Below are 17,227 nucleotides of genomic sequence, written 5' to 3' on the forward strand. Positions count from 1 at the left end.
GCTATGTTAAAATTATATTGGAATAACGTATAAAGGAGACGATGAAATTGGGTCAATCATTGCAAGGTAAAGTAGCAGTTGTAACAGGTGCTGCACGCGGAATCGGTAAAGCGGTAGCGGTAGCATTAGCAAAAGAGGGTGTGAACGTAGGGATCATTGCACGTTCAGAAGATGCACTGCAGCAAGTGGCAAAAGAAATCGAAAGCCAGGGTGTTAAAGCTGCCTATGCAGTGGCGGATGTTTCGAACTTGGAACAAGTGCAAAAAGCTGCTGCCCATCTAAAAGAAGAGTTGGGATTAACGGATATTTTAGTTAACAATGCGGGCGTAGGAAAGTTTGATAAGCTCGTTGATATGGACCCTGCAGAATTTAAGGAAATTGTCGATATCAATGTAATGGGTACTTTTTATGTATCGCACACAATTGTACCGCAATTAATCGAAAAAAATGCAGGTGATGTTATCAATATCTCATCTACAAACGGTTTAAACGGTGCAGCAACATCAAGTGCATACAGCGCTTCTAAATTCGGTGTCATCGGCTTAACAGAGTCGTTAGCAGCGGAAGTACGCCGCAACAATATTCGCGTAACTGCATTAGCACCAAGTACAATTGCAACAGATTTGGCGGATGCACTGAACTTAGTGCCGGATGAAAAAAGAGATCAATATATGCACCCGGAAGATATTGCAGAGTACATTATTGCGCAATTGAAGCTGAATAACCGCATGTATATCAAAAACGCTACATTAATGAATACTAATCCTTTCTAATTAATAATGCGAGAAACGATTGAATAGGAAAAGCCCTTCACTCTGAATCAGAATGAAGGGCTTTATTTAGTAATTGAGGGTATTAATTAAGCCTGCTGGAACTCCTCTTTTAAAATAGAATAATAAACACTATCTACAAGAGTACCTTTAATCATGTGATTTTTTCGCATTGTTCCTTCGTGGGTCATCCCTAAACGCTCCATTACTTTAGCGGAAGCAGCATTCTGAACGTGAGACTCCGCAAATACTCGTTCTAGGCCAAGGATGTTGAAGGCTAGATCCAATACAACTTTGCTTGCTTCTGATATATAGCCTTTTCCCCAGAAACTGCGGTTCAATGTAAAACCAAGTTCGCCGCTTTTATTCCATTCATGGACACGGAATTCAATCGCACCGATCATTTTATTGCTTTCTTTTAATACGATCGCGTACTTCCCGGCAGGTTCTTTCAGAAAATAATTCTCAATCATTTTCTTTGTTTGTTCTAGATCTTTGTGTGCATGATAAAGGAATTTCGTTGTTTCTTCATCCGCTGTATATTCGTACATATCTTCAGTATCTTCAATTGAAATCGGACGTAAAAAAAGACGTTCGCTTTCCAGATGACTGTGTTTTTCAAGCATTAAATTAAGATTTTCCATTAGTTTTTTCTCCAATAATTCAGATTTATTCGAGAGTGTGATAGGCTTGCTTATCATAACACAATATACATTTTTTAACTATAAAAAGAAAAAACAACACCCGGTATATCACCGGATATTGTTTTAACTTTAAATATTCGAATGATGGACAGTCGAAGCAGAAATTTTTTCTTCTCTTCCGGTTGTTTTTCTCGTTAAAGAAAAGACTGCGCATGCCAACGCAATGAGTACAAGTGCGCCCCCGTACCAAGCTGCGTGTGAGATTGTAGAAGTTTGATTGATGACAATACCACCAAAGGCTGACCCCATTGAAATTCCGATCTGTAAAGCTGAGTTATTAAAGCTTTGCTGAATATCGGATGTAGCAGGATCTGTCTGAATCAAGTAGCTTTGCTGTGGTGGTGATAAACTCCAGCTTAGCGCTGCCCAAATCATCATAATTGGTATGAAGATGATAAGCGAGAAAGTCGTGAATGGCAGGATGAATAGCACGACTGCAAATGAAACAATAACGAAAATAATACTTTTCGGTGCGCCGATTTTATCCGAAAGCGTTCCGCCAAATGCCCCGCCACTTACTGCAGCAATCCCGAATAATAGGTAGCAAAGACTGATCCAGCTGGAATTCAGACTTAATTCAGTTTCCAGAAACGGTGTGAAGTACGCATACATCGTATAGTGTCCTGCCAGCATAAACATTGTTGCAAGATGGGCACTTCCGATTTTAGAGCTTGCAACCGCCTTTAATTGTTGTGAAAGTGGAATTGACATTTCCCCTGGGACCTTCTCTAAGAAGATTGAAATAAGGATAAATGAGCCTACCGATAAAATCGCAATGCCTAGGAAAATTACACGCCATCCGAAATAATCGGAAATTAAAATGCCAAGCGGTACACCTAGTACAAGCGAAGAACTAATCCCCATATAAATGAAACCAAGTGCCTTCGCACGATGCGCGGGTGAAACAACTTTTGCAGCGATGATTAAAGAAAGCACGGTAATCAGTGATGTACTCATCGCACTTAAAATACGTGCAACCATCATAAATGTGAATGACACACTAAAATACATCATGATGTTACTGATGAAGAAAATAAATAACGAAATAAGATATAACTTTTTCCGTTCAACTTTGCTCGTTAAAACGAGTAACACTGGACCGGCGATTGCATAAATAAGAGCAAATACGGTAATCAGCTGTCCGGCAGTGCTTATTGAAATATCCATATCAGTTGCGATAATCGGGAGAATACCTCCAACGATTAATTCCACCAATCCAACCGCAACCGTGGATAATGCGAGTATTAAAACTTTGAAATTCATAGTATGTCTAACTTCCTTTCTTGAGAAAAATAAAAAAATCCTGATTACAAAAAATGAAAAAAATCATTTTCTGTAATCAGGATTTTATGGTTCCTGGTAGAGACCCTCAAGCCATATCCTTGAGGTTATACAGTTACTATTAATTTGGATAAATGAGCACTTTGATAGTTTACTTGTTTTCGAAAAAAATATCAAGTATATGTTATTCAGTAAAAAAGCTGCCCTCGGAATAAGACGAGGGCAGCTTTTTGAATGGAGTTAAATTAAAAACTGAAGTGATCAGGATCCGGCCCAATACGTAAATCTTGATTAAGACCATTAATCTGTTCCATATCTTCAGGAGTCAGTTCAAAATCAAAAATATCAGCATTTTCTACAATGCGATGTTCTTTCGTAGATTTTGGAATCGTTACAACCCCATTTTGCAGATCCCATCTTAAAATGACTTGGGAAACGGTTTTATTATATTTAGCAGCCAACTCGTTTAATAGAGGATTGTCCAATAATTTTGCCTGCATTAATGGAGACCATGCTTCAAACTGAATATCATTGTTTTCACAGAAAGCTTTTACTTCTGATTGAGCTAAGCGAGGGTGGTATTCCACCTGATTGATCATCGGCTTGATTTCCGCATCTTTCATCAAGTCTTCTAAATGATGAACCTGGAAGTTACAAACGCCGATCGCTTTCACTTTACCTTCTTTATAAAGTGTTTCCATCGCGCGCCATGCTTCTTTATATTTATCTACAACTGCCCAGTGAATAAGGTATAAGTCCAAGTATTCAAGACCTAATTTCTTTAAGCTTGTTTCATAGGCAGCAAGTGTTTCTTCATAACCTAAATCTGTATTCCATACTTTAGAAGTGATGAATAGTTCTTCTCTTGAAATACCTGTTTCTTTCATTGCTTCACGAATCGCTTCGCCGACGCCCTCTTCATTTTGATAAACGGCAGCTGTATCGATACTGCGGTAACCGTGTTTAATGGCAAATTTCACTGCATTAAGAAGTTCAGTTCCTTCCTCGACTAAATATGTACCGAGTCCTAACCAAGGCATTTTAACACCGTTATTTAATGTTGTTGTATCTTGCAAATTTTTGAGCATCGTAAAACCTCCATTTGTAAAATAACACTTAATAGTGCAACTTCAATAATATACCATGAATTTTTGCGCTCACCTACTGATAGGGTACAGTGAAAATTCTTCCTTAATACTGTATAAAAGCAGGAAAGCCATCCCGATTTATAGGATGGCCAAATATATTATATTTATGAAATGGTACCTGAACCGCGTTTATCTTCTGCCACCATGATTAGAATCTTGCCGGCTTCGAATTGTTCGTTGTAGCGCTCTGCTTCGTCTTCCGGAATCCCCATTCCGATTAATGCCCCGACGATTCCGCCGACCATTACTCCGGTTGCTACTCCAGTTAACCCTGCAGCGATTGGTCCGGCAGCAACGATAGGACCGATACCTGGAATCGCAAGTGCACCAAGTCCGACAATAACACCACCGAGTCCGCCTAATGTTCCTCCGGCAGCAACACCGGTAACGGCACCTTCCATAGCATTTGCACCGGTTTCATTGGAGATTGCATCTACATCCGATACGTTTTTACTGATGATTGAAATATCCTGAGAACTGTATCCTTGTCGCTGTAAATCCTCGATTGCTTCAATTGCCTCTGCTTCTGTATCATAATATCCTACAACATGTTTTGCCATTTCCCTCATCCTCTCAAAACTCTTTTCGTATATTGAAATTTACCCTGGAGGGATATTTGTAAACATGAGGAAACAGGGGAGGGGCAAATCTACTTCCTGCAGGAACAAAAAAGAAAGCCATCCTGACGCGTCAGGAATGACTTTCTGTAGTTGTATTATAAAAGTGTTGAATCACGTAGTGGACCTCGTGTGTCTTCATCTACCATAATTAAAATTTTACCAGACTCAAATTGTTCGTTGTAGCGTGTCGCCTCATCTTCTGGAATCCCCATTCCGATAAGAGCGCCAGTCAAGCCGCCGACACCTGCACCAGCAGCAGCGCCTGTAATACCTGCAACGATTGGACCCGCACCGACAATAGGGCCAATTCCTGGAATCACCAATGCGCCAAGACCTGCAAGCACGCCACCAATTCCGCCTAATGCCCCGCCAGCAGCCGCGCCTGTAGCTGCACCTTCTGCAACGTTTGCACCTGTTTCATCGGAAATCGTATCAACATCCGATTGGCTTTTACTGATAACTGAAATATCTTCAGTACGGTAACCTTGTCGTTTTAAATCCTCAATTGCATCGATTGCTTCTGCTTCTGTATCATAATACCCCACAATATGTTTTACCATTTCTATCATCCTCCTCATCTGAATGTTGCACAATGTAAATTTACCCGTGTCATTTGTTTATAAACATGACAGGTTGACAATCGATCATGATTAGAGGTGGGGTAAAACACTATGATACATACATTTTTGCCATCCAAAAGCCGGAAAAAGCAATGGACAGTCCGACCGTATAGGTGAAGATAGAATAGAGTACAAACTGCTTCCATTGTTTTGAACCGATGAGTGTCACACTTTCCAATTTAAAAGTTGAGAAAGTAGTAAACGCACCTAAAAATCCGATACCAAAAATTAGATTTGCATTTGTATAAAGATGAATATTAACCAAAAATCCCAACGCAAACGAGCCGAGCATATTTACCGTAAAAGTTCCTAAATGAACAAATTGGCTTGTATGATTGAGCCGCTTAGAAATAACAGCGCGGAAAATGGCTCCGAAAAATCCACCAACGGCCACTAATAAGAAATTCATCATACTCGTTCTTTCCTTTCCGAAATGCTTTTTCCGATCTTCATGCCAAGCGCAGCGAAAATCAAACCGAAGATGGCGCTAATGAAAATATAAAGAATAGCTGAAAAATAAAAGTGATGTTGCAGCAGCTGGATAACTTCGACACTGAATGTAGAGAAAGTTGTAAATGAACCGATTAAACCAGTTTTAAGTACTGATAAATAGTCAGGGTTTATAAATATTTTTAGTTCAAGACCGGAAGAGAGCGCCCCTAGAAGAAAGCAGCCTGCCAAATTCACTGCAACTGTTGCAAAAGGGAAGGCAGTTGTCTCATTTGTTAAAAAAGCAGGGATACGCTATATCGTAATGCAGCTCCAACTGCACCGCCGATTCCTATTAAAAAAAATTGCAATTTCAGTAACCTCCTTTAAATAAAAACAGACTCCCGCCAGTTCACTAAACTGACAGGAGTCATTCGTCTATAGGCGGTTTAGGGCGAAATTTATCGCCTATCATGTTCTATTTACTACATTAATTTATCAATTAATGGTAAGTCAAGATACTCATAAAAACGGCAGGCAATTTCTTCACGGAGTATCCCACCGAATCTTTTCAATAGATGGAGACAAATCAATCCTTCACCGTTATTCTTAAATAATGGAAATAGGAGGAATGAACGTGCAAGCATTAATTCATGGCATCCTATTGGCATTTGGCTTAATTTTGCCATTAGGTGTTCAAAATGTTTTTATTTTTAATCAAGGCGCTACACACCGGAAATTTACGAAAGCACTGCCTGCCATTGTAACAGCAGGCATCTGTGATACGATTTTAATTTATTTAGCGGTAGCGGGAGTATCGGTAATTGTTTTTAGTTTTGGATGGTTAAAAATATCTCTGTTTTTAGTAGGGTTCTTTTTCTTGGCCTATATGGGGTGGGTAATCTGGAAAGACGATACTGCGATAAATGCAAAGCGGGAAGAAAAAGGATTTTCTGCTAGACGCCAAATAACATTCGCTGCATCCGTGTCGCTACTTAACCCTCATGCTATTTTGGATACAATTGGGGTAATCGGAACAAGTTCATTAGCTTATACAGGGTATGAGAAATGGATGTTTACTTTGGCCTGTATAGCTGTATCATGGATTTGGTTTCTGTCGCTTGCCATTGTCGGGAGAAAGATTGGACAAATTGACGGGAACGGGAAATTCCTCAATTTCCTTAATAAAATATCGGCAGTCATCATTTGGATTATGGCGCTGTATATGGGCTATCAGTTTTATGCATTGCTAGGTGAGTAGGAAAGACGACGGAACCATTAGCAGGCTAACAATAACGAATAATATTGTGTTAGGAAAATTATACTCTTACCGGGATGCTATAAATGCATCTATAAACTTAGAAACCAATAACTCCAAACAGTCATTTTGCGGTAAGTGTAAAAGAATAGGTAGAATAAACAGATGGTCATATTGGCTATAATAAGTACTCGTAAAACAAGGAAATTTTATGTTTTTCGAGCTTTTTTTATTATCTGGAAAAGGGTGGAGTTATTGCGGGACTAAAGAACGACTTAGACTGAGAAAGCAAATAATTGCGTTAAATTATGTTAAAATATTTAATGGAGCTATTTAACTTACGCTCACGACTGTCTGCGCGGTAAAAAAATCATTTCTTTTTTTGTTTCTGGATTGAAGGGATCAATTGCAGATGATTTACCGTAACCGCCCTTTCCCTTAAAAAGATCTATCCACCTCTAATAAAAGTTCCTTTGAAACAAAAGAAGTATAAGTACAGAAAGGATTTGATTGAATGAGATCTGAGATTACTGCAGATCAAAATTTAAGAGAACGAAACTTATATCAAGAAGAAGCAACTAGTGACTATACTTTTGACCGAGTTCCGCGTGAAGAGCGCAAAATGGGCTGGTTAAGTATCACAAATATAACGTTTGGCATCGCAACTGCCATCTTCTATTTCCAGATGGGGAGCGTCATGGCACTACAATTCGGAGCGGTCAATGCGCTCATCTCAGCTGGTTATGCCATCATTGTCGCTGGTATTCTTGGAAGCATCATAGTTTATTTATCGGCAAAGTCCGGCATGAACGTCAACTTATTATCCCGCGGAGGATTCGGTTATATCGGAGCCTCATTAACCTCATTAATTTACGCATCAAACTTTATTATGTACTGTGCATTTGAAGGAATGATTCTAGTCGCTGCAGTTCATGCATTCTTCCCGGCGATTCCGATCTGGCTTTTAATTGTATTCTTTGGTTCCTTAGTAATTCCGTTAAACTGGTTTGGCATTAAACAATTGGACAAACTTCAAAAGTGGTCATTGCCTATTTTTGGGTTCTTCCTCATTACGGCCATTGTCATTGCTTTCAACACCCCATCACTTAACTCCGGAAATTTCTGGACCTATATGCCTGAGGGTGTTCAAATAGGTGGTACGGCATTGCTGTTATGTATCGGAATGCAACATGGTATCATGGGACTTACGGCTTTAATTGCCTCGGATTATGCACGATTCCTGAAACCGAAAGATTTGAAAGTCGGTTCAATTGCTATCGGATTTATTCCGCAAATCTTCTGTTTTGGTGTAATGGGTGGCCTTGGCATTTGGTTCGGTGTAAAATTCGCCGAAGCGAATCCCGGCGTTTATATCGTGACATTATTAGGGCTCGGTGGTGTCGTATTCACGGTACTGACACAGGTTCGAATTAATATAACGAATATTTACAGCAGCTCACTTTCCCTCTCGAACTTTTTTGAAAACATGTTTGGTTTTACACCAGGACGCCGTTTTTGGGTAGTAGTAGGCGGTGTCATTGCGATGATCTTGATGCTTGGTGGTATTGTCGATCATCTTCAAATTGCGATGACATTCCAAGGTGTAGCACTGATGAGCTGGGCAGCCGTTCTTGTAACGGAAGCACTCGTGCTCAAAAAATGGCTGAAAATCGGCACACGTTATTACGAATCCAGACAGGAAAACCTGTTTAAATGGAATCCGGTTGGTGTCATTGCGTTGATTGTTCCAACTGTAATCGGCACTATTGCAGCGCTCGGATATATGGGCACTTTCCTGCAAAATACTGCCGCCTTTTTCGCAGCACTTATGGCAGCAATTCTGACTGTCATTTTAGGGTTGGCGACAAAAGGGCGATACTATAGCAAGAAAGAAGCAAATGATATTCCGAAAGAGGATTGGATTGGTTAAAAAATTTGAGCCGTACTTACCGTTTTAATGGGAGTACGGTTTTTATTATTTAAGGGTTGTGTTTTAACGGTGAAATATAGTGATTTTACTCTTCAGAAAAATACCAAAAAGTACTTGTTATTAGGGGATTTAATATATACAATCAAATTATAATTTTAGTAAAATAATACTATTGGGGCTATTGGAGAATTAAATTGAAAGCGGGTCATTTTTATGAGTATTGTTGTAGGAGGTATATTAATTTGCCTCATCGTATTATGTATACGTCTGCACAATGAAAAGGCGAAGTTGCAACAAAAAATAAATTTATTTAAACCAATGATTGAAACGACTGAAGGCATCCGGGATATGTTATATTACTGTGAAGTTTACCCGAAACTAAAATATCTTTATTTAAGCCCAAGTATAGACAGTAATTTAGGGCCAAATTCGCTGGAAAAACATTTAAATAATCCGGATAAAATTTTTGATATTGTTCACCCTGATGACCACGATATTTTAAGGAAGAAACAATTGGGAACACTTAATTTCGATAAACCGATAACAGTAAGGTTTAAAAACCATTTAGGAGAATACATTTGGTTTGAAGAATATGCTACACCTGTCTACAAAGATGGGAAAGTGATGGCAGTGCAAGGCGTGTACAGAAACGTACATAGTCAATATATTTTGCAGGAGCAGCTGGAATACAAATCGACTCATGATGGATTAACAGGTTTGTACAATAGAGAGTATTTCCAATTGAAAAAGAAAGAATTTAATGAAATTGCAATCCCTATATCTGTAATTGTCGCAGACTTAGATGACTTGAAAGAAATTAATGACGAATATGGCCATCAAATGGGAGACCGGTTAATTATTGCAGCAGCCGATTGCTTAAAAAAATTTGCAGACGAAGAAATGATTGTTGCAAGAGTTGGCGGAGATGAATTCATAGTTTTGATGCCGCATAAAGATAACTTTGAAGTTGAACAATATATAGAAAATGTATGCTCTAAAATGAGGGAATTTTCTAACACCTTACCATTCTCGCCTATCCACATTTCAATTGGATATGAATATTCACCTTCTTCATATGGCGTAATGAGACAACTGCTTAATAAAGCCGATCAGAAAATGTATAAAAATAAAAAGATGAAGAAGGTGTTGATCTGAAACAGATAAACTTTATGGCTTACATATAATATATTTTTAAACTAACCTTGTGACGGGGTTAGTTTTTCTTTTTGCCCCAGACACATGGTTATAATAGTTTTATTTGTTTTGTTTCCCCACAAACTTCAGTGAATAAATATGTGTTTGAGATAAAGCAATGACTTCTTCGATAAAATCTTCTTTGGATTCTTTGAAATTGCTGTTAATCCAATTTTGTATAAGCCCGTAAAATCCATAAGCCGTATATCTTTTAAAGTAATCCATGTTTACTGGGATATTATTGAGTGTTTGAAATATGAACTGTTCCCCGTAAATTTTTAATATTGTTTGAGGAAATCTTATGTGGAAGCCTGCTAATGTATCGTCGTATTTAATGAGTTCAAAAAAATTCCGGTTATCATATATGTAAGAAATAATATTAAAAGATGGGGCACTTAATTTTGTCGTATATATTTTTTGACCAGGAGTGTACGGTTTTCCGGCCGATTCTTCTAAACCAGCAAGCATTGTTTCAAGCAATTCTTCTGCCAGTTGGATTTTATCCTGGTAATGCACATAAAACGTACTGCGATTGTATGATGCTTGATCGACAATATCTTTTACGGTAATGGCATGGTAACCCTTCTTTTTAATAAGCTCAATTAAAGCTAATTTAAAATGTTCTTTTGTTCGATTTTTTCGCTTGGATGTATCAATTTGGTTATTTTCCATCGTTACTCCTCCATCTGAAAAAGACAAAATATTAGTAAGTGTCTACTAATTATACATTTTACAATATTTTAATGATTGTTGAACTTATAGAAGTTGTTAAAATTAAATTGTAGAACAATGACACTTATTTCTGTTATTTTGTTTAATTTAACTTAAATATGTGCATTTTTAATAAAGCGATATACTAGGAGGAATAAAAGATGGGTAAATTACAAGGTAAAGTAGCAGTCATCACAGGTGGGGCATCAGGTATTGGTGCAGCTACAGCAAAATTATTTGTCTCTGAAGGTGCTAAAGTCGTATTAGTTGATTTAAACGAAGAAAAAGGTAAAGCTTTCGAAGCGGAATTGAAAGCGCTTAACGCGGACGCATTATTTGTTAAAGCAAATATTACAAGTGAAGAAGAAGTAGCAAATATATTCAAACAGACAATTGAAGCATTTGGCAAAGTAGACATAGTATTTAACAATGCAGGCATTGGTCGCGTTTTCCCTTCACATGAACTGGAATATTCGGAGTGGCGCAACACAGTCAATGTTGACTTAGATGGTGTTTTCCTAGTAGCCCGTGAAGCAATTCGTGAAATGTTGAAATCTGGCGGAGGTTCAATTATCAATACCGCTTCTATGTACGGATGGGTTGGTTCACCTGGTTCGGCAGCATACAATGCGGCAAAAGGTGGCGTAATTAACTTAACGCGCTCACTTGCACTTGAATATGCAGAGCAGAATATTCGTGTGAACTCATTATGCCCAGGCTTCATTGACACACCGATTATTCCGGAAGAAAGCAAACAGGCATTAGCTTCAATGACACCGATGAAACGCCTTGGACAAGCTGAAGAAATGGCAAAAGCAGTATTATTTATGGCAAGTGACGATTCTTCATTCATGACCGGCAACAGCTTAACGGTTGATGGTGGATATACAGCTCAATAATTTCTGATTCAAAGCGCACTTTCATTTTGGAAGTGCGCTTTTTATGTGTGTGCTGTTTTTATTAGAACAGTTGAGTGGGATATTAGAACAATTTCATTTATATTAGAAAGTCTCGTCCGCTTCAATTCCTGCTAACCGTAACTAAATATTTCTGTTAGAATAAATTTACAGTAAATTCTAACAATTTAGGGGGCTTAGTATGGAGGAGATTCAAGAGAAGAACTTAAATGGCGATGCAATTACGAAATTGGACGAAATAGTGGAAACAATTTTAGGGGGAGATAAGGCCACTTTTACGCTGCGTGACCGGACTTCTGGGGAGATTCTTTATACATACCGAGGGGATCGTTTAATGCGTCCTGCGTCCAATATGAAAATTCTTACAGGGGCAGCTGCAATTTCGGAGCTTGGACTGGACTACCGATTTAAAACAGAAATTTTTATCGACGGAAATGTTGAGGACCATACGTTAAACGGGGATATTTACGTGAAGGGTTACGGTGATCCGACAATAAATGAAGCAACACTTAAGCATTTTGCGGAAGTTTTAAGGGAAAAAGGCATCCATCAGGTGAAGGGTAAGCTAATCGGGGATGATACATATTTCTCGGGTGATACATTGCCACCGGGTGTTGATGATGAAGGGGAAACCCATTATTACGGGGCCCGTATTTCGCCCATTACGATGTCACCGAATGAAGATTTTGATGCGAGCACAATTATTGTGGAAGCAACTGCAGGGAATGTCGGAGAAAAGCCGAGTTTTAACGTCATCCCGCATTTAAGTGGTATGCAACTTTCTAATGAAGCAAAATCAGTAGACAAAAGTGCTGAAAACACATTGGAAATCTACCGCATTAATAATACAAGTCAAATTATGATTACAGGTGAAATACCGGAAGGAGAAACGGCGAAAGTTTGGGTGTCCCACCAGGACCCTACGAAAAACACGCTGCTGTTTTTCAAAGAACTATGCAAAGATGCAGGCATCCGTTTTGAACAGGAAGAAAGCATTGATAGCGGCATAACGCCAAACCATGCAAAACTAATACACACGCATAAGTCTCGCTCAATCGCGGAGATGTTTTCAATTTTTATGAAATTAAGCAATAATAGCATCGCCGATATTTTTCTGAAAACGATGGGGAAACAAAAGCATGGAGTAGGCGATTACGAGCATGGCCTAAAAGTAATGCGCGCTTATTTGGAAAAGCAGCAAATTGATTTTGCGACGTGGCAATTTGCTGATGGTTCGGGCTTATCACATCATAACCGTCTGCACTCAAATGGTATATCCGAGCTGTTGTATGTGCTGCAAAAAGAACCGTATTTCCAGAACTTTTACGAATCACTTCCAGTTGGAGGGAATATAAACAGACTAGTTGGCGGAACATTAAAAGACCGCTTTTTAGAGCCGGAACTGCAACAGCGAATATTCGCTAAAACAGGCTATATTCATGAAGTGAATACATTATCAGGCTATGTAACAGGAAAAAGCGGGAGAGACTACATTTTCTCGATTATGCTTGAAGGAAGGGAAGAGGGGATTCCGTTTTTGGATGAAGGGTTGAAGGCGATTATTGAGGTAGTATAAAAAACAAAACAGTCTCAATTATTAGCTGTTGTCTAATAGTTGGAGACTGTTTATTAAGGCATTAAATATACTGATAAAATAATCCGTCACGAGTGTCAAACCAAATTAGTTTCCCGTGTTTTTTACGAGGAATCGTTGCCTGCAAAGCCCATTCAGGGAACTGCTTATACAATTGAACCTGATCACCTGTTGCCAGTGCGATAAATGATACGTAATGGTCTTTCGTCATTGGGTGGTCTGCAGAAATGGACCATTGCATATCGATTTCTTCTACACTTAGTTTTTGTTCGTCCGTTGCTTTTACAGCAGTTAATGGCTCTAATTTCCGTCCGCAGCACGAAACTGTAAAATTTCCTGTTGCTAAACCGATATTCGAACAGCTTGGACATACATAATAGCTTGAATTTTTCATATTACCTCCTACGAAATCGTTTTGATTTATTTCACCTGTCAGTAAATTTTCTATTGGAATATCGAAGAGGGCAGCGAGCTGAGGGAGAAGTGTAATGTCAGGACATCCGATCCCTCTTTCCCATTTTGAAATGGTGCGGTCTGATAAAAACAGTGCATCTGCTACTTGTTTTTGTGTCATCCCTTTTCCCTTACGCAATGTATAAATTAATTGGCCAATTTTTTCATTATCCATTCGTTTCCCTCCTACTGTATTTAGCATAAAAGGATTGAAGTCGATTCGCAACAAACGGAACGTAGAGTTGGAATATGTTAAATGGTATTTTGATACGCTGCTTCCAAATATAATTACAACCGGGAGGCTCCAAAAGGAATTTCTCCTTTTGGTATAGTAATGAGAGAAACAATATAAAGGGGCTTGAACAAATGAAAATTAGAGAAATGAAGCAAGAGGAAATTCAGGCAGTGCGTGTATTGCGTGTAAAAGGATATGGGGAATACGAACAGCACGTTTCACCAGAACACTGGGGTGTATTAAAAACCAGTCTGCTTTCGGATAACGACATTAAAAATAATGCCCAGATTTTCGTGGCCGAAACCGATGGAGCTATTGTCGGCAGCATCGTATTATTTCCTGCATCCACTCAAGCCTATGACTGGACGGATGATGTGCAGGAATTTCCAGAGATTCGCATGCTTTCTGTAGATCCTGATATTAGGGGGAAAGGCATCGGTCGGGCGTTAGTTGTTCATTGCCTAGAATTAGCGAAAGCAACAGGTTCCGAACAGATTGGACTCCATACAGCTTCATTCATGACAAAAGCATCTGCTCTTTATGAAAGTATGGGCTTCCAACGTGTTCCAGAACGCGACTTGGAACCATTGAATGACGGAATCATTGTGAAAGGCTATCAGCTCAACCTTCTTAGCTAATTGATTCAGTGGTGCGAATGGATTTTCCAATTCAATCTACATCAATTAGTGCCTCGTATGGGTATGTTAACCGCCAAGGGAAAAAATATAAATTCCAAGTAGAGGTTTTCGTCACTCCCTCCATATAAAAGCAAAAAAACATCCACTTTTCTCCCCCCAGAGGAAAATGGATGTTTTTCAATTTGCCCCGGAGACTTCTTCAACTCACTAATCACTGCTTTTCCAATACCTTTCGTTCAATCAGTTCAACGCCTTTATACATAATCGTTGCCAATACAATAATGATGAGAAGCGCCAAGAATACTAACGTAAAGTTAAACACTTGGAACCCGGAAATAATAAGATAACCAAGGCCGCTTGATGATACTAAAAACTCTCCGACAATAACCCCAACCCATGACAAGCCGACATTCACCTTTAAAGTAGAGATAATCGTCGGGGTAGAGGCAGGAAGAATAACATGCCGGAATGTTTCATATTTGGATGCCCGGAAAAGCTGCATTACCTTAATATAGTTTTCGTTTACTTGCTGAAAAGCTGAAAAAATAACGATGGTCGAAATAATAACTGAAATGAGCACACCCATTACTAGAACTGCAAGCATATTCGGTCCGAAAACAACGAGAATCATCGGTCCGATCGCTACTTTAGGCATTGCATTTAATACGACAAGATAGGGGTCCATTACATTGGCAAATGTTTTGGAAGACCATAAGGAAATCGCAAGCAATGTCCCAAGAAGAGTCCCTAATATAAAGCCAACAACGGTTTCGAACAATGTAATCGCAATATGCGGGAATAAGGTGCCGTCCGTTATTTTTGTGATAAAAAGGCTCCCAACCGCACGTGGACTACTGAAAATGAGCGGATCCAGTATGCGGAAATGTGTCGTAATTTCCCAAAATAGAAGAAGACCGACAAGGAGCAGTAATTGGAAAGAGAAAATTTTGCGTTTTTCACGTCGCCGTTTCTCATTATATTGCTGCTGCAGCTGTTCAATATTCATCCGAATCAAGCTCCTTCCATATTTCCTGGAATAGTACTTGGAAAGCAGGGGCATTTCTTGCTTCGAATGGTGTCAGTTCACGAACTTCCTGTGGAATGATGAAGCTTTTCACGATAGTCCCCGGACGAGGGCTAAAGATAAATACTTTATCACTCATCGCAATGGCTTCGCTAATATCATGCGTTACCAAAATAGTCGTCGTTGAAAATTGCTTTAATGTATCCGATACAAAGTTTTCAAGTGATAGTTTGGACCGGAAATCGAGCGCAGAAAACGGTTCATCAAGTAAAAGTAATGTTGGTTTCACTGCAAGTGTACGGGCAAGCGCAATACGTTGGCGCATCCCCCCTGAAAGCTGCTGCGGGTAAAGCTTTTTTGTATGGGCCAATTCGAATTGTTCGAGCAATTCATCAACAATTGCGCGATCTTCTTCTTTTTTTAACAGTTTCAATCCGAGTGCGACATTGTCTTCGATTGTTTTCCATGGAAACAAAAAGTCCTGCTGAAGCATATAGCCGATTTCAACATCCGATTCGGCAAAATCAATCGAACCGGTTGTTGGTTTCAATAAGCCTGCCAGTAAAGAGAGCAGTGTGGATTTCCCACAGCCGCTCGGACCTAAAAAGGAGACAAATTCTCCTGAATTAACTGTAAAATTTACATCTTCAAGAGCTGTTGCCACTTGCTGTTCTTTAAAGAAATGATGGGTAACATTTTTTACTTCCAAATAAGTCATTTACTTCACAACCGCATCTGCAAATGACCGGTTTACTAAATCTTTGTAAGCTGGCTCAAATTCCAGGACGCCTGCTTCGGTCATTACATCAAGTAGATTTTGGAATTCATCTTCATCGATAATCGGATCTTTTGCAAAAGACTCCTGATCACGGTAACGCGTCACAACCTGCTCAATAATCTTCTGGTCTGTATCTTCAAAGTAAGGAGCAATCGCTTTTGCCACGTCAGCGCTTGATGCTTCGTAAACCCACTTTTGTGCTTTATAAAGAGCCTTCGTAAAGCTATCCATCATTTCTTTTTCAGAGAATGTACTTTCCTTTGCCATAAATACCGTATATGGAATGGCACCAAGCTCTTCGCCGAATGAAGCGACGATTTTTCCGATGCCTTGCTGTTCAAAAATACTTGCAGTCGGTTCGAAAAGTTGTACATAATCACCTGTCCCGGAAGCAAAGGCTATCAGTTACAAAAAACACCACTATTAAAGTACAATATATCTTCAAACATATAGGGGGATTCTTTTTCTATCCGATCGTGATATTTTAAATTTGCATTAAGATAATCTTCGAAGCAATAATATTGATTTAAAGGATCTCTATGCTCCTCCCACTCTTTGACTGGCTGAAATACCTGGCAATATCCTTTTTCCCAAGTCCCTAACATACAGGTAAATGCAGCGATTAAATATTTTCTAGTGTCAAAATCTGGGTCTCCAAAATATTTAAAATATTCTTCTTGATACCGACCTTAATGACCGCTAGCATGAAAATGCCCTATTGCAAAACCTTTCAAGCCACGTTTTGCTTGTTCAATAATATTAATCGCCATACTCATTCCCCCCATTTATCCCCAAAGGATATTGACGAATTTTCCGTATTATTTGTTTAGAAAAATCAAAACATTTCTGTTCAATTAAATAAGAGGTGTTGGTTACCAAAGTGATGTTTGGGAATATTGTTGTTCATAAATTTATGAACCCGT

19 protein-coding genes and 1 riboswitch are annotated in these 17,227 nt (G+C 39.0%); of the genes, 7 read left to right on the top strand and 12 right to left on the bottom strand.

Annotation, left to right across the window (positions count from 1 at the left end):
- Positions 1 to 47 precede the first annotated feature (47 nt).
- Positions 48 to 773, top strand: a complete 726-nt coding sequence (locus MKY27_RS00885) for a 3-ketoacyl-ACP reductase (protein ID WP_339196922.1) — start codon at positions 48 to 50, stop codon at positions 771 to 773.
- A gap of 86 nt (positions 774 to 859) precedes the next feature.
- Here the strand turns inward: MKY27_RS00885 and MKY27_RS00890 are convergent, their stop codons facing one another.
- The 7 genes from MKY27_RS00890 to MKY27_RS00920 all read right to left on the bottom strand — a co-directional run bounded on the left by MKY27_RS00890 (position 860) and on the right by MKY27_RS00920 (position 5,824).
- Entirely contained in the window at positions 860 to 1,414 is a 555-nt protein-coding gene (locus MKY27_RS00890) for a GNAT family N-acetyltransferase (RefSeq protein WP_339174764.1), read from the bottom strand.
- Positions 1,415 to 1,543: 129 nt separating this feature from the next.
- Positions 1,544 to 2,737, bottom strand: a complete 1,194-nt coding sequence (locus tag MKY27_RS00895; protein ID WP_339196924.1) for an MFS transporter — start codon at positions 2,735 to 2,737, stop codon at positions 1,544 to 1,546.
- A gap of 53 nt (positions 2,738 to 2,790) precedes the next feature.
- Positions 2,791 to 2,890, bottom strand: a riboswitch (purine riboswitch).
- 110 nt (positions 2,891 to 3,000) lie between these two features.
- A complete protein-coding gene (locus MKY27_RS00900; RefSeq protein ID WP_339196926.1) occupies positions 3,001 to 3,843 on the bottom strand; it encodes an aldo/keto reductase in 843 nt (280 codons plus the stop codon).
- Positions 3,844 to 4,007: 164 nt separating this feature from the next.
- On the bottom strand, positions 4,008 to 4,463 hold the full coding sequence (locus MKY27_RS00905; RefSeq protein WP_339174767.1) for a general stress protein: 456 nt from the start codon (positions 4,461 to 4,463) through the stop codon (positions 4,008 to 4,010).
- Positions 4,464 to 4,618: 155 nt separating this feature from the next.
- A complete protein-coding gene (locus MKY27_RS00910) occupies positions 4,619 to 5,083 on the bottom strand; it encodes a general stress protein (protein WP_339174769.1) in 465 nt (154 codons plus the stop codon).
- Positions 5,084 to 5,192: 109 nt separating this feature from the next.
- The gene (gene crcB, locus MKY27_RS00915) at positions 5,193 to 5,555 is read right to left on the bottom strand and encodes a fluoride efflux transporter CrcB (protein ID WP_339196928.1); all 363 of its coding nucleotides are present in this window, start codon (positions 5,553 to 5,555) and stop codon (positions 5,193 to 5,195) included.
- Positions 5,552 to 5,824, bottom strand: a complete 273-nt coding sequence (locus MKY27_RS00920) for a CrcB family protein (RefSeq protein WP_339196930.1) — start codon at positions 5,822 to 5,824, stop codon at positions 5,552 to 5,554. Before MKY27_RS00920 ends, crcB begins: the two co-directional genes overlap by 4 nt.
- Before the next feature lie 385 nt (positions 5,825 to 6,209).
- Here MKY27_RS00920 and MKY27_RS00925 point away from each other — a divergent pair, with 385 nt between their 5' ends.
- From MKY27_RS00925 to MKY27_RS00935, 3 genes are all read left to right on the top strand, one after another.
- Positions 6,210 to 6,833 carry a LysE/ArgO family amino acid transporter gene (locus MKY27_RS00925; RefSeq protein ID WP_339196932.1) on the top strand — a complete coding sequence of 208 codons (624 nt, stop codon included), beginning with the start codon at positions 6,210 to 6,212 and terminating at the stop codon, positions 6,831 to 6,833.
- A gap of 511 nt (positions 6,834 to 7,344) precedes the next feature.
- Positions 7,345 to 8,760 (top strand): cytosine permease, encoded by a 1,416-nt coding sequence (locus tag MKY27_RS00930; protein WP_339196933.1) that lies wholly within the window; start codon positions 7,345 to 7,347, stop codon positions 8,758 to 8,760.
- Between the two features lie 213 nt (positions 8,761 to 8,973).
- Positions 8,974 to 9,915 (top strand): sensor domain-containing diguanylate cyclase, encoded by a 942-nt coding sequence (locus MKY27_RS00935; protein WP_339196936.1) that lies wholly within the window; start codon positions 8,974 to 8,976, stop codon positions 9,913 to 9,915.
- Between the two features lie 99 nt (positions 9,916 to 10,014).
- Here the strand turns inward: MKY27_RS00935 and MKY27_RS00940 are convergent, their stop codons facing one another.
- Positions 10,015 to 10,626: a TetR/AcrR family transcriptional regulator gene (locus MKY27_RS00940; protein ID WP_251691476.1), complete on the bottom strand. Its 612-nt coding sequence runs from the start codon at positions 10,624 to 10,626 to the stop codon at positions 10,015 to 10,017.
- Between the two features lie 200 nt (positions 10,627 to 10,826).
- On the opposite strand from MKY27_RS00940, the gene MKY27_RS00945 reads away from it, so the two are divergent.
- Both MKY27_RS00945 and dacB read left to right on the top strand, forming a co-directional pair.
- Positions 10,827 to 11,564, top strand: a complete 738-nt coding sequence (locus MKY27_RS00945; protein WP_079523281.1) for an SDR family NAD(P)-dependent oxidoreductase — start codon at positions 10,827 to 10,829, stop codon at positions 11,562 to 11,564.
- A 199-nt stretch (positions 11,565 to 11,763) separates the two neighbouring features.
- On the top strand, positions 11,764 to 13,158 hold the full coding sequence (gene dacB, locus MKY27_RS00950) for a D-alanyl-D-alanine carboxypeptidase/D-alanyl-D-alanine-endopeptidase (protein WP_339196939.1): 1,395 nt from the start codon (positions 11,764 to 11,766) through the stop codon (positions 13,156 to 13,158).
- Between the two features lie 61 nt (positions 13,159 to 13,219).
- On the opposite strand, the gene MKY27_RS00955 is transcribed toward dacB, so the two are convergent.
- Complete coding sequence (locus MKY27_RS00955; RefSeq protein WP_079523283.1) at positions 13,220 to 13,804, bottom strand: helix-turn-helix domain-containing protein; 585 nt, start codon at positions 13,802 to 13,804, stop codon at positions 13,220 to 13,222.
- A 191-nt stretch (positions 13,805 to 13,995) separates the two neighbouring features.
- On the opposite strand from MKY27_RS00955, the gene MKY27_RS00960 reads away from it, so the two are divergent.
- Positions 13,996 to 14,502, top strand: a complete 507-nt coding sequence (locus MKY27_RS00960) for a GNAT family N-acetyltransferase (protein WP_079523284.1) — start codon at positions 13,996 to 13,998, stop codon at positions 14,500 to 14,502.
- 211 nt (positions 14,503 to 14,713) lie between these two features.
- Here MKY27_RS00960 and MKY27_RS00965 read toward each other — a convergent pair whose 3' ends face one another.
- From MKY27_RS00965 to MKY27_RS00975, 3 genes are read right to left on the bottom strand one after another with little or no spacing between them, the layout of a single operon-like run.
- Positions 14,714 to 15,508 carry an ABC transporter permease gene (locus tag MKY27_RS00965; RefSeq protein ID WP_251691486.1) on the bottom strand — a complete coding sequence of 265 codons (795 nt, stop codon included), beginning with the start codon at positions 15,506 to 15,508 and terminating at the stop codon, positions 14,714 to 14,716.
- Positions 15,498 to 16,244 (bottom strand): ABC transporter ATP-binding protein, encoded by a 747-nt coding sequence (locus MKY27_RS00970; RefSeq protein WP_339196945.1) that lies wholly within the window; start codon positions 16,242 to 16,244, stop codon positions 15,498 to 15,500. The genes MKY27_RS00965 and MKY27_RS00970 overlap by 11 nt, the downstream gene beginning before the upstream one ends.
- A complete protein-coding gene (locus MKY27_RS00975; RefSeq protein WP_339196947.1) occupies positions 16,245 to 16,571 on the bottom strand; it encodes a hypothetical protein in 327 nt (108 codons plus the stop codon).
- Positions 16,572 to 17,227: the final 656 nt, after the last annotated feature.

The sequence above is a fragment of the Solibacillus sp. FSL R5-0449 genome (assembly GCF_037975215.1).
GTDB lineage: Bacteria > Bacillota > Bacilli > Bacillales_A > Planococcaceae > Solibacillus.